Annotated in this window: 13 protein-coding genes; 10 read left to right on the top strand and 3 right to left on the bottom strand. The window is 40.6% G+C overall.

Features of this window, described 5'->3' with window-relative positions; all coding sequences use genetic code 11:
- Positions 1-38: 38 nt before the first annotated feature.
- Genes ACZ41C_RS00680 through ACZ41C_RS00660 form a run of 5 tightly spaced genes read left to right on the top strand, consistent with a single transcriptional unit; the run spans position 39 to position 2171 of the window.
- Positions 39-317: a 2TM domain-containing protein gene (locus tag ACZ41C_RS00680; RefSeq protein WP_138259744.1), complete on the top strand. Its 279-nt coding sequence runs from the start codon at positions 39-41 to the stop codon at positions 315-317.
- A gap of 48 nt (positions 318-365) precedes the next feature.
- Complete coding sequence (locus tag ACZ41C_RS00675; RefSeq protein WP_138259743.1) at positions 366-668, top strand: 2TM domain-containing protein; 303 nt, start codon at positions 366-368, stop codon at positions 666-668.
- Entirely contained in the window at positions 668-1003 is a 336-nt protein-coding gene (locus ACZ41C_RS00670) for a 2TM domain-containing protein (protein WP_240042786.1), read from the top strand. The genes ACZ41C_RS00675 and ACZ41C_RS00670 overlap by 1 nt, the downstream gene beginning before the upstream one ends.
- Complete coding sequence (locus tag ACZ41C_RS00665) at positions 993-1373, top strand: 2TM domain-containing protein (protein ID WP_138259741.1); 381 nt, start codon at positions 993-995, stop codon at positions 1371-1373. Before ACZ41C_RS00670 ends, ACZ41C_RS00665 begins: the two co-directional genes overlap by 11 nt.
- Before the next feature lie 42 nt (positions 1374-1415).
- Positions 1416-2171: a LytR/AlgR family response regulator transcription factor gene (locus tag ACZ41C_RS00660; protein ID WP_138259740.1), complete on the top strand. Its 756-nt coding sequence runs from the start codon at positions 1416-1418 to the stop codon at positions 2169-2171.
- Positions 2172-2383: 212 nt separating this feature from the next.
- Here ACZ41C_RS00660 and ACZ41C_RS00655 read toward each other — a convergent pair whose 3' ends face one another.
- Positions 2384-3577 (bottom strand): LETM1-related biofilm-associated protein, encoded by a 1194-nt coding sequence (locus tag ACZ41C_RS00655; RefSeq protein ID WP_138259739.1) that lies wholly within the window; start codon positions 3575-3577, stop codon positions 2384-2386.
- Positions 3578-3808: 231 nt separating this feature from the next.
- On the opposite strand from ACZ41C_RS00655, the gene ACZ41C_RS00650 reads away from it, so the two are divergent.
- The 3 genes from ACZ41C_RS00650 (at position 3809) to ACZ41C_RS00640 (ending at position 6680) form a co-directional block, all read left to right on the top strand.
- Positions 3809-4519, top strand: a complete 711-nt coding sequence (locus ACZ41C_RS00650) for a DUF4331 family protein (RefSeq protein WP_464563570.1) — start codon at positions 3809-3811, stop codon at positions 4517-4519.
- Positions 4520-4544: 25 nt separating this feature from the next.
- The gene (locus ACZ41C_RS00645; protein ID WP_464563568.1) at positions 4545-5315 is read left to right on the top strand and encodes a DUF4331 family protein; all 771 of its coding nucleotides are present in this window, start codon (positions 4545-4547) and stop codon (positions 5313-5315) included.
- 84 nt (positions 5316-5399) lie between these two features.
- The gene (locus tag ACZ41C_RS00640; protein ID WP_464563566.1) at positions 5400-6680 is read left to right on the top strand and encodes a tetratricopeptide repeat protein; all 1281 of its coding nucleotides are present in this window, start codon (positions 5400-5402) and stop codon (positions 6678-6680) included.
- Positions 6681-7032: 352 nt separating this feature from the next.
- Here ACZ41C_RS00640 and ACZ41C_RS00635 read toward each other — a convergent pair whose 3' ends face one another.
- Together ACZ41C_RS00635 and ACZ41C_RS00630 are read right to left on the bottom strand one after the other, a co-directional pair.
- A complete protein-coding gene (locus ACZ41C_RS00635) occupies positions 7033-9282 on the bottom strand; it encodes an efflux RND transporter permease subunit (RefSeq protein ID WP_464563564.1) in 2250 nt (749 codons plus the stop codon).
- Between the two features lie 15 nt (positions 9283-9297).
- Positions 9298-10182, bottom strand: a complete 885-nt coding sequence (locus tag ACZ41C_RS00630; RefSeq protein ID WP_464563562.1) for a DUF547 domain-containing protein — start codon at positions 10180-10182, stop codon at positions 9298-9300.
- Between the two features lie 260 nt (positions 10183-10442).
- Between ACZ41C_RS00630 and ACZ41C_RS00625 the strand changes: the two genes are divergently transcribed.
- Positions 10443-11144 carry a glycosyltransferase gene (locus ACZ41C_RS00625; protein ID WP_464563560.1) on the top strand — a complete coding sequence of 234 codons (702 nt, stop codon included), beginning with the start codon at positions 10443-10445 and terminating at the stop codon, positions 11142-11144.
- Positions 11110-12201: a VOC family protein gene (locus tag ACZ41C_RS00620; protein WP_464563558.1), complete on the top strand. Its 1092-nt coding sequence runs from the start codon at positions 11110-11112 to the stop codon at positions 12199-12201. Before ACZ41C_RS00625 ends, ACZ41C_RS00620 begins: the two co-directional genes overlap by 35 nt.
- Positions 12202-12206 lie beyond the last annotated feature (5 nt).

Below are 12206 nucleotides of genomic sequence, written 5' to 3'. Positions count from 1 at the left end.
AATAACCGGAAGGATTACCTTCCTTAAAAGAAAAAATCATGAGAAATAAAAGCGATTATAGATACCGAAGGGCCAAGGAAAAAGTGGCCGAAATCAAAGGTTTTTATGGCAATTTATTGGCGTATTGCCTCGTCATTCCGTTTTTGATATGGATCAACTATCAAACTACCAGTTTTCCCTGGGCCTTCTTTCCCGCTTTTGGTTGGGGCTTGGGTTTGTTGGGCCATGCGGCCAATGCCTTTGACTATAACCCATTTTTTGGAAAGGACTGGGAACGAAGAAAATTGGAAGAGTTTATGAAGAACGACGAACTTTAAGGAAAACGGTATCTTTAAGGTAACCGAAGAATCAACAAACGTAACGTCATGAATAACAGAGATCAAGAATCAAAATACTTTAGGGCCAAGGAACGGGTTGAAAACATAAAAAAGTTTTATACAAGTGCACTGTCCTATGTAATCTTCATTGGCTTTTTGGCCGGACTAAATTATTGGCTGAACGAATGGAATTATCCGTGGTTTTTGTGGGCCGCTTTCGGGTGGGGCATAGGGCTGGTTTTCCAAGGAGTAAAAGCTTTTGGATTTAACCCAATTCTAGGAAAGAATTGGGAAGAACGTAAAATTAACGAACTGATGCAGGAGGAGGAGGAACAAACAAAATGGAAGTAATGGAAAGAGATCAAAACAAAATGGAAAGGGCCAAAGAACGGCTTAAGGAACTAAAGGGTTTCTACTGGCATTTGGCCGCATATATTGGAGTGAACACATTTATTACCATTTCCACCATCATTGGTAGGATGGGAAGCGGGGCGGATTTTTGGGATGTCCTGGATTTTGGAAGTTTTTCTATCTGGTTTTTTTGGGGCATAGGCCTATTTTTCCATGGGATGAAAGTGTTTTCCTATAACCCGCTATTTTCAAAGGAATGGGAGAAACGACAGATTCAGAAATTTATGGAAGAGGATAAGCGTGAAGCTGAAAAATTCGGTAGGCATGGAAGGTAGTCTAAAACAATCGGAGAAATATAAAAAGGCGCAACGACAGGTGCAGCAGATCAAAAAATTCTACAGTCATCTAAGAGTGTATATTATTATAAATGCTCTTTTGATAATCGTTAAATTGAACCTATTCAATTGGTTCAAAGGTGAATATGATTGGATGCAGGACCCAAACTTTAGTGGTTGGGTAAGTTGGAACGTTATAGGAACTCCCATACTCTGGGGAATAGGTTTATTGGCCCACGCACTCTATGTTTTTAGGTTTAAATCGAAATCATGGGAGGAACTAAAGCCTACATTCATCAAGAATTGGGAGAAAAGGCAAATGGAAAAATTTTTGAGAGAAGAGGAAGAGAAAGGTTCAATGAGAGAGTAAGAGTTATTTTTTTGAACTATAAATTTTTGAATTAACACTCGTATGAACGTAATTATTATCGAGGACGAAAAACCGGCTGCCAGAAGACTTGGCCGGTTACTAGGGGAGCTGGATGTGGCCGTTTCCACAATGTTACATTCGGTGGAGGAATCCATTGCTTGGTTTCAAGAAAACGAGCATCCCGATCTTATTTTTTTGGATATTCAATTGTCCGATGGTCTTTCCTTTGAAATTTTTGATGCAGTGGATGTAAAAAGTGCCATCATCTTTACAACGGCCTACGATGAATACGCCCTTCAGGCCTTTAAGCTCAATAGTATAGATTACTTGCTAAAGCCCATTGACGATGAGGAACTGGAGAGCGCCGTAAAAAAATACCGACACTTAAAACCCGAAACCAAAAAACTGGGTTTGGATTTTGAGGATATTAAAAAACTGCTTGTAAATCCGTTGGAGCGCGAGTATAAAAAGCGGTTTACCGTCAGGGTCGGTCAACATTTAAAAATAATAAATGCCGACGAAGTGGAATGCTTCTACAGTGAGAATAAAGGTACATATGCCGCTACCTCTGATGGCAGGAACTATTTATTGGACACCACGTTGGAAAATTTGGAGGAGGAACTCAAACCCGATACTTTCTTTAGGGTGAGCCGCAAATTTTACGTGAACATAAACTATATAAAGGATATTATTTCCTACACCAATTCGCGCTTGCAGATCAAACTAAATTCCTTTTCGGAGCAGGAAATCATTGTGAGCAGGGAACGCGTAAAGGATTTTAAATTGTGGTTGGAGTGAGTTAAAAGTTAAAAGCTGAAAGTTAAAAGTGGAAAGTGTTTTGTTGCTTAACGCTTAACGCTTAACACTTAACGCTTGACGCTTAACGCTCACTGTCTACTGTTCACTGTTACTGCTTTCTGTTACCGCTTACTGTCACTGCTAGCTGCTAACTGTTACTGCCTACTTTTACTGCTTATTGTTCACTGTTAACTGTTAACTGTCGTTCACTGCTACTCCTCATTCTCCACCCTGTTCTCATCAAAGGCAGAGGGTAATAGGGTAGGAATCAGCTTAATAAAAATAGGTAAAAGGATAGCGCCCCCAGGAAGCAGGAAGATGGCCAGGGACGGTATACTCTTAAAAATATCCAGCAATTGGGTTTGCACCTTTTTCTTTTCCTCTTTCGTAAGGTCCCTTACGGTGGATTTTGAAAGCAAGGACACCAACTCGGCACTTCCGGAAAGTTCCTTGAGTAATCGCTTTTTGTTCCTTAGAATTAAACGGTTGACCAGTCTGGACATACTGTCGTAGAACTTTATGGCCATATTCTGGTCCTGCAAAAAGGGAATGGTTTCCTTGTTGGAATTTATAAAATTGGAAACATGCGCCAAGGAATTTTTTATGGTGTGGGCATCTAATTGGAGGTCCTTTCCTAGTATCTGTATGAACTCGGACTCCATAAATTCCAGGGATCCATCTTCCCAAACCGTTAAACATGCCAGTTTCAAAAGATACCTTTTTTCCCATAGATCATCATTTGTAAGCAACTGGTTTCTATAAGAGTTATCAAACTTTTGTGAATCACCATCGATAAAGGTCAATGATGAGGCCAATAATTGCGCCAGCTTTTTATCCTTTTTGTTCTTACGCTTGGAATTCAAGGCATGATAAGTAATGTTGATGGCAAGATATTCCAGCCGTTGTGCATGTTTTTTAATACCCTTTGCATGCATTAGATACCTTTTAAATAGCAGCACATCAATGAATAGGAGGGAATTCGTAATGGAACTATTGAAGGTTTTGCTGATAATATTATCCTCAAGATAAACCCTTGAATCCAGAATTTTCTCAAGCTTTGAGGAGGTTTTGCTTCCGGAGAAGAGTTTTCCCAAAAAAGAAACTTTATTGACTTCCAAGGTCTCGTAAAACTGAAATATCTTTTCAAGAAAATCTTGAAAATCGGTTTGGGGCTGTGCAATTTTTAAGGTGAAATAGAGCGCGGTCAACAAATTGATCTTGGCCTTTTCATCCTCTGAAAACTCATGCTCCGGGGTAATGAAATCTGGGAAACCCGTATTAATGCCGTAGACAAAGCCCCAACTGTTTAGGTCCTCGAATAAAATATCAAAACTGGTGTATCTCCCATCGTGGTATTTTACCAGAGAGCCAAACTTATCTATCCAGCCATTTGCCGATGGGTTCATTTTGTTTTTATTGCGAGGTGGCAAAGTTAGCTAATTACCAATTCTGTTCCTTGGTCAAAATTGTTACACAATTTGTTCTATTGGCTAACCCAGAAAATAATAAATCAAATTGCTTCTGTTCCTTTTAAGAGATTGATATCGGGAATATATTAAGAATACTTTAACATTTAAAAGCAAACTTCTAATATTCAGTTCCGTAGGTAAGGTTGATTTAATCTAAAAACTTTAATTATGAAAAACAAAAACCTTATTACCGGTCTTGGGGTATTGTCCCTCATTGCGGCTCTCTTAGTAGCTGCGGACCACATCGATGCTCCGGATTCTATGGGAACCAGTGCTGATATTGCCGATTATTACGCTTTTGAGCCATCCTTGGGCTCGGACAACACGGTGTTTGCCGTAGACCTTCAGTCAAATGTACTGCCAGATTTGGCCTATGGCACCTTCGATGAAAATGTGTTGACCGAAATCAATATCGATACTAATGGGGATTTAGTTGAAGACTTGGTTATACAAGCGATTCCTAGGGATGGAAAAATGTATTTCTTTGGTCCTGTTGTCCCAACTACCACAGGAACTAGCGGTCAGGTAATGGTCGATAGTCCATTGGGTTCTGTTGATATTTCTGCTGATACGGCCATTGTGGAAACGACTTCCAGTGGTGTTTCCCTATTTGCAGGGCCAAGGCAGGATGCCTTCTTTTTTGACTTTTTTCAATTCAATGCGGTCATAGGCGGAATGGCCCCGGAAGGTTTTAAGCCTGCTGGAGACCCCAATTCAACAGCAGATGATGACACTACAGCGGTCGATACCTTTGATGGGGCCAATACCATGTCTATCGTAGTAGAAATTCCCAACACCATGTTGGGGGAAACAACGGCAACAAATGCCTTGGGCTTAACGGTTTACAAGACTTGGGTGACTACCAATGCAAAACAATAATAACGAACGCTAAAAAAATAAAAAGATGAAACTAAATAAAATAAAGTTCTTGTTTCTTACGGCCTGTACCGTTTTAACACTGGTAGCCTGTAACAACGATGATGATTTTACTCCTCCAATGGCCAATGCAACGTGCGATGATGGTATCATGAACGGAGATGAAACGGCTGTCGATTGCGGGGGTTCCTGCACACCTTGCGAAGATGGAATGGGTCCTATGATGCCAGATTTCTCAGGAACCTACGTGCAGATAGACTTTATGGGAAGGCCGGGGATTAATACGGTGTTGAGCGCTGATGACGAAACAAAAAATGCGCACAACATGGCCATACCTTCTCAAATGGGCGCCATGTTCCAAGCTGGTTTTGAGGCTAGATTGGAAGCCTATCATGACGTGTACGCCAATCTTTTGGGAGCTAACCCAGATGATGTTAACTATGAACCCAATATCCTTGGTTTGGATGCGGCCACGCTTACCGGATATTTGGCTGCCGATGTGTTGGAAGTAGCTCCAGATCTGCCAACGACCTACTTTGATCCAGGAACCGATAATGATATGGATGGAAGAATTTTGGTGCCCGATGGTGACGAAGTTGCATTGACCGGTAGAAGGCCTCAGGATGATGTAATCGATGTTTCCCTGATTTTATTGTTCGGTGGTATGGAAGGCGATCGCTTTAGTGGTCAGGACATTGATATGGACGGAACACCAGATTTGCCAAGATTGACCTCGGACGGGGTTGGCCTAACCGCGGACATAGCTACAACATTCCCTTATTTGGGAGCTCCTGAATAAAGACTATGAAAAAGAGGAGCGAGGGGGAGTTTAAAACCTCCCCCTTATTTTAAAATTCTAAATGACAATCCAAATAAACAGATTATGAAACGCTATTTATACTTTTTGGCACTAATTATCGTACTACTTTCTTGTTCAGAAAAGAAACAGTACGAGGTGGCCAATGCAAATGATTACAATAAATATTTAACGGTAGAGACCCCAAAAAAAACCTCCAAATATTTTGAACTATGGAATTCCAAGATCAGGGCAGACAGTATGCAACTGACTAGTTTTGGAATAGTAGGGGGTGAGTACAATCGTTTTTTTAAGGAGACAGGTGATATTGACTATCTAATAAAAGCGGAAAAAAGTCTGCAAAGGGCCGTAAAAATAGCTGCCGTAGGCAGGGCAGGTTATAGAAGGTCCTTGGCCAGAAACTACATATCACAACATAGATTCAAGGAAGCTTTGGTCTTAGCGGAAGAGGCACTGGAAATTGGTTCGGATCCCAGGGAAAATCGGTACCTACTTTTTGATGTTCATATGGAGTTGGGAAACTACGATACTGCAGAAAAGTATTTGGACAGCATAAAGAATATGAAGGACTTTGGATACTTGATCCGGTTGGCAAAATGGAACGACTACAAGGGCGATTTGGATACGACCATCAACTTTATGGAGAAGGCCAAGGCTATTGCTATTTCTTCCAAAAACGAGGCACTAATCTTGTGGAGTATCACCAATTTGGCCGATTATTATGGTCATGCGGGAAGACTACAGGATTCCTATGCCCACTACTTAATGGCTTTGGAACTGGATTCCAATTATGCCTATGCGAAAAAGGGCATTGCCTGGATTGTGTTTTCCAATGATAAAAATCCGGAGGAGGCCCTTAGAATACTGGATTCTGTAACAAAGAACTATCAAGCTCCCGATTACTATTTGCTTAAGGCGGAAATAGCCGATTACATGGACAATGACCTAATACGCCTCAAAAACTTAAACGAATATTTCCAAAAAGTGGATAACCCATCCTATGGCGATATGTACAACGCCTACAATGTAGGATTGTTTATTGATGAAACCGCGCAGTATGAAAAGGCATTGGAACTGGCAAAGAAGGAGGTTTTCAACAGACCTACGCCAGAGTCCTATAGCTGGTTGGCGTATAGCCACCTAAAGATGGGTAATTTGGAAAAGGCCAAGGAATTGATGGATAATTATGTACTTCATAAAACGTTTGAACCTGCCCTTTTGTACCAAGCTGCCGAAGTCTATAAGGCCAATAACGATGCGGAAAAAGTAAAGGATTTGAAAAAGGAACTTATTGGTGCAGTGTATGAATTGGGCCCGTTAATGGAAAGGCAAATTCAAGAACTGTAATTGGAGTACTATTTTTTCATTACCGGTTTGTTTTAGGTTGGATTGTTTTGTTGTTTGCGCCATGACCTTTTGGTCATGGCGTTTTATCAGGATGCATTTCATCGAAAAGTTACCGATTTTTAATAATGGACAGGATGAAATACATATATTTATCGGTGAAATGCATATTTAAATCTATTTATAAGCCCCAAAACTTTTAAATAGGATATGAATTTAACCAAACCGAAACTTTAAAATTCACGTGTTATGGAATACCTACTCTTTTCTTTGTGGATTGCTCTTATGGTACTATTGTTAGGAAAAACAATTCTGGCCCATCGTTCACTAAAAAAACTTTTGGATAGAAAATAAATTACGCTTCCTTTATCATTTTACGGATTAACACGGGCATCAATAGTATATCCAAAATCAAAGCGGTTACTAGGGTTACGCTAATTATGATGCCTATCGTAATGCTGGGTTGGTGTATTGAAAACAAGAGCACCAAAAACCCAAAAAAGAGGATAACGGTCGTAATTACCAACGCCCTTCCTGTATGTGCAAATGTCTTTTCCAGGGCCTGTTCCTGAGTGAGTCCTTGCGTGATACCAAGTTTGTATTTCCCTAAAAAATGTATGGTATCATCCACGGCTATACCAAATACAATGGCAAATACCACCGAAAGGGAAGCTTCCAATGGGATATTCAAATAGCCCAGTACGCTACCGGCAAAAAGAATCGGCAACATGTTGGGAATCAGTGAAATGACAAATAGTTTTAGGTTTCTGAAAACCAAGACCATTATGACGCCAATGAGTAGCAGGCCAAAGAACAGCCCTTCTAGCAGACTGCTTCGAATGTATTCCGAATTTTTATCCAAAAGCATGCTTTTTCCGGTTACCTTGACCTTTATTTTTGTGGTATCCAGTTTAGTGTCAGCATAATTTTCAATCTTCTCATATACCAGTTTTAAGCTATCCGTGCCTATATCCTGTAATCTTCCATTGATACGTGCCATGGAGGCATCCTTGTTTACGAACCGTTCCAATTGCTGCCTTCCCAATTTTTGGATATCCTTCTTGTATTTTTCAAAAGTGGCCGCATCATCGGGTAAGGTCAGAAATTCGGATTTATTTAGATTATGTGCCTTGTGCAGCACTTGGAATGGTAAATTGGAGGATTGAAGGTTGCCTATGGAAGGAATTTCGACCAAATAATCCATCAATTTTTCAATTTCCAATGCGACGGAGTAGTCCAAGACCGAATAGTCGTTTTTGGACATCACCGCGATTTCCAAAGGCCGGAAGCCGGCATAGTGCTTTTGGAAAAACTCGAAATCGGCCGCTATTTCACTTCTATTGGGCAACGTTCTTTTAAACTCATAATTGGTACTTATCAGACTGATACCCCATAGGCATAAAATAGTGAACACTGCCGTACCTGCTAAAATTGACCTTGGATGGTCTTTTGTGAATGTATTGACACCTTGCAGTAGGTCCACCCATTTCTTTGAGACACTTTTTCTTCCCAACAGCATCTTTTCGGGAAGACTAATCAACAGCGATCCGGTAAAGAAGATAACGGTGATGTACGCCACCATGACCCCAATAGCTGCGTTTATTCCAAATTCCTGAATGCTGGCCAACCTGGAGGACAACAGCGTCATAAAGCCCACCGCCGTGGTGACCGAGGTCAGTAAGGTAGTGAGTCCCACTTCGCGAAGCGAGGAACGGATGGCTTTGTATCTAGGAATTCCCGACTGGATTTTACGTATAAAACTGTCCGTTACGTGTATCACATCCGAAGTACCAACAATGAGCATCAAAACAGGGTAAAAAGCTGCCATCGCGTTCAGTTCTTTTCCCCAAAGTGCCAAAATGCCTAAAAAAAGTAAAAGGGAAACACTTATGGACAACATTGAAATAAGGACCAAGGGCAGGCTTCGGTACACCAATAATAAAATAATCAGGACTAAAATAGCGGCTATGATGCTGGTCTTTAAGACTTCGCTTTTTTGCATGTCCACAATGGCTTCCAAAAAGAAGGCCCTCCCCAAGATATGGTATTCATCCAATTGATGTTTCTTTAAGGACGACCGTACCTGGGAAAGTAAAATCTCCGCCTGTTGGTAATCGATATCGTCCTGGGTGCGTAGGGCAACTACCGTAGAGGTAGCTTTTTGATCTATTAGGAAATTGGTAAAAAGCTTGTCCTGCTTAATTTTTTCCCAGTCCTTTTCATAGGCCGAAGGGTCATCCAAATGGATTATGGGCAACTGGGTATAACCAAAGCTAGTTTTAAGTGGATAGGATAATGTCGTTAATGATGAGCGCTCCTCAACAAAATCAAAGTCCTTGCTGTCTTCCGAAAAAGCATTGAATCGCTTCAAAAATTCTTGATTGAAAACGGTAGGTTCGTTTTCAACGGCGATGAGCAGAAAATTATCATCGGTACCAAATTCGGCCACAAAATCTTGATAAAACTCCAGATCTGGATCTTCTTCGGGAAAAAACTGACTAAAATCAAATGAAAATCTAAGATTGGGAAGTAAGGTAGCCGAGTATATAGCCAGTAGTACAAATAGAAATATACAGATTTTTTTTACTTGGGAAAGGTAGTTCATTTTGCGACTCTTCCATTAAAGGGTCGCAAAATTATCCAATTCTAAGGTCCAATCATAATTTTTGTACTCAAGATTAATGCCCTTGGTAGTCGGAATCAGGCCTTCCTTCTTCAATATCTCCTTTATACCGTCCGTACCGCCAAAGTCTCCCCTGAACCAACTGAACAAGGTTGTTACCCTTGCCTCTTTTTTGACGGCATCGTACTCCGTGGTCCGCTTCAGGTAATTGCTGGTACTTTTGGCGAACTGTTCATCCAACCTTTTCCACTCGTAAATGGCTACGGGCGGACAGTCCTTTGCGCCACAATTGAGGACAAAATGGATTCGATAGTCGGGCTCCTCCACCCGTAATCTTTTTTCGAATTCCCCTGGAAATAGTTTACCGATAAACCCCAAACCATATTCCCATTGAGACCCCCTAATGATGCCATGCTCAATCAATTCAAAGGAAATCATTTCCCCGGCAAAAGAAATCTGGTCCGCCTTAAAAAACTTGCTTCGATCCTTATACAAATCTGGGTTGTTCCTCAGTATTACCTGGATATAGGCATTGTAAATATTGACCCAAAAAGCCAATTTCTTTTGGTTCGTGTCCAGGGCATCTTCCAATTCCTTAATGGTGACATTCGAAAAGGTATCCTGGATTTTTTGGGTATTTTCTTGGTTCTTGATTTTGACCAGGAATTCTACCGAAAGCTTGTTGAAGTCAATAGTTTCGGACTTGGATGTGCTTTGGCCAAAACCGTTCCAAGTGCCTATCAATAGGATAAAAAGTAAGTTGATTGTCACCGCCAAGTGGTAGAATTCTCGCAGGCCTGCCTTTAAATTAAAGGATTGTTTCTGGTGAATGCACCGTGGGCTTGCCCCAAAGTAGTCTGCTATATATTTTGAACGCATCATGTTTTTTGTTTTTAGTACCTACGTACGAATCCGTAAATGGTTTTATTTTGATAACCTATAGACTACTTTAATTATTGTTGGGATTATCACAGTATATCCTTTGCTTTTTCAATCTTTGTCGTAAATTCTTTTTTGAACTTTCAGTAGAATCTAAAGAATTATAGTGACGATTTTAAAACCCTTACGGTGCTAATTCCGTAGATTTAGAAAATCCCCGGAAAATTAAAGTTACGGACTTGGGGAACGACCTATTTGTTGCTATGATCAGTATTATAATTCCATCACATAAAGAAACCGTAAATATCGACCTATTGGTCGGTAGGTTGTCAAGCTTTTCCTCGCAAGTTCCCTTTGAAATACTAGTGGCACTTTCACCGGAGAGCGAAATGGATTTTAAAAGGGAAACCCTGGATAAGGCCGATATTATAAGGTGCACTAAGAAGGGTAGGGCATGCCAGATGAACGAAGCGGCCAAATTGGCTAAAGGGGAGGTCTTGGCTTTTTTGCACGCCGATGTAAAACCACCGGAATCATTTTTACAAGACATACAGAAGACAATTAATGACGGATTTGACGCTGGATTCTTTTCATACAGGTTCGATAGGGAAAGTTTGCCATTAAAAATTAACTCCTATTTCACGGCTAAGGACGGCATATTTACAGGTGGTGGTGATCAATGCTTGTTTATAATAAGACAAGTTTTTGAAACCTTGGGCTGTTTTAAGGAAACCCAGGTTTTGATGGAGGACTTCGAGTTTTTTGAGCGCATGAAAAAGAATGGGATACGCTACAAGATCATAAAAAACGATTTGATAGTATCTGCTAGAAAGTACGAAGCCAACTCCTATCTACGGGTGAACCTTTCCAACCTCTTGCTTGTAATCCTGTTTAGGTTGGGATATCCAAGTAAAAAACTAAAAACGATTCATGACAAACTCATCAGAACGCCCTACAACACCTGACATCATAAATGGCATACAACAAGTAGGTATAGGAGTATCGGACACCAAGGAAGTTTTTAATTGGTATAGAAAACACTTGGGTTTTGATATTCTTGTTTTCAAGGACGAAGCGCCGGCAGCACTCATGAAAAGGTATACAAGTGGTGAGATATGCCATAGAAATGCTTATTTGTCCTTAAATATGCTGGGAGGGGGTGGTTTGGAAATCTGGCAGTTTTTGAGCAGAACTCCCCAAAAACCCAAATTCCCAATAATTCTTGGTGATTTAGGGATAAATGCTATGAAAATACGGAGCAACGATATTCAGAAGAGTTATGAATCGTTGAGGGGGCTGAAATTAAAATATTTGACAGGTATAAATAAAACTGGGAAGAATGGAATTTCTTTCTATTTTCAGGACCCCTGGGACAATCTGGTCGAAGTTGTACAGGATAGATACTTTTTTAGCAGGACACATTTGAGCACGGGTGGCGTGTTGGGAGTCGTGATAGGGGTTTCACAAATATCGGAATCGATACGGTTCTACAGTGATTTGTTGGGCTATAGTATTTTGGTATCGGACGAAACTATAGAATTGCCCCTTAACAACACACCTGATACACATTTTGGTTTATTCAGGAAAGTGGTACTAGCGCATTCCCGACCTAATTTTGGTGGTTTTGGGGAGTTGTTGGGACCAACCCAAATAGAATTACTGCAAGCATTGGATAGAAAACCAAATAGAATATTCGAGGATAGGTTATGGGGTGATTTAGGATATATCCACGTATGTTTTGATGTACAAGGAATGGAAAAGTTAAGGAACCGTGCCGCTTCCTTAAACTATCCATTTACCGTAGATAGCTCCCAAAGTTTTGATATGGGCGATGCGGCGGGCCATTTTAGTTATGTGGAAGACCCAGATGGAACCTTAATAGAATTCGTGGAAACCCATAAAGTACCTATTTTAAAACCATTGGGTATCTACCTTGATTTAAAAAAACGAAATCCGCATAAACCATTACCTAAATGGATGGTACGCACATTGCGATTTCATAAGGTCTCCAAGGATATCTAAATCCA

The sequence above is a fragment of the Maribacter sp. C-4077 genome (assembly GCF_055378385.1).
The sequence above is the reverse complement of the archived record's forward strand: the minus strand, read 5'-3'. Positions and strand labels throughout refer to the sequence as shown.

What these genes read in the sequence shown, in the direction of transcription:
- ACZ41C_RS00680 (WP_138259744.1), top strand. Translation starts at nt 39, where the DNA reads ATGAGAAATAAAAGCGATTATAGATACCGAAGGGCCAAGGAAAAAGTG.
- ACZ41C_RS00665 (WP_138259741.1), top strand. Translation starts at nt 993, where the DNA reads ATGGAAGGTAGTCTAAAACAATCGGAGAAATATAAAAAGGCGCAACGA.
- ACZ41C_RS00670 (WP_240042786.1), top strand. Translation starts at nt 668, where the DNA reads ATGGAAAGAGATCAAAACAAAATGGAAAGGGCCAAAGAACGGCTTAAG.
- ACZ41C_RS00655 (WP_138259739.1), bottom strand. Translation starts at nt 3,577, where the DNA reads ATGAACCCATCGGCAAATGGCTGGATAGATAAGTTTGGCTCTCTGGTA.
- ACZ41C_RS00640 (WP_464563566.1), top strand. Translation starts at nt 5,400, where the DNA reads ATGAAACGCTATTTATACTTTTTGGCACTAATTATCGTACTACTTTCT.
- ACZ41C_RS00660 (WP_138259740.1), top strand. Translation starts at nt 1,416, where the DNA reads ATGAACGTAATTATTATCGAGGACGAAAAACCGGCTGCCAGAAGACTT.
- ACZ41C_RS00650 (WP_464563570.1), top strand. Translation starts at nt 3,809, where the DNA reads ATGAAAAACAAAAACCTTATTACCGGTCTTGGGGTATTGTCCCTCATT.
- ACZ41C_RS00620 (WP_464563558.1), top strand. Translation starts at nt 11,110, where the DNA reads ATGACAAACTCATCAGAACGCCCTACAACACCTGACATCATAAATGGC.
- ACZ41C_RS00635 (WP_464563564.1), bottom strand. Translation starts at nt 9,282, where the DNA reads ATGAACTACCTTTCCCAAGTAAAAAAAATCTGTATATTTCTATTTGTA.
- ACZ41C_RS00625 (WP_464563560.1), top strand. Translation starts at nt 10,443, where the DNA reads ATGATCAGTATTATAATTCCATCACATAAAGAAACCGTAAATATCGAC.
- ACZ41C_RS00675 (WP_138259743.1), top strand. Translation starts at nt 366, where the DNA reads ATGAATAACAGAGATCAAGAATCAAAATACTTTAGGGCCAAGGAACGG.
- ACZ41C_RS00630 (WP_464563562.1), bottom strand. Translation starts at nt 10,182, where the DNA reads ATGATGCGTTCAAAATATATAGCAGACTACTTTGGGGCAAGCCCACGG.
- ACZ41C_RS00645 (WP_464563568.1), top strand. Translation starts at nt 4,545, where the DNA reads ATGAAACTAAATAAAATAAAGTTCTTGTTTCTTACGGCCTGTACCGTT.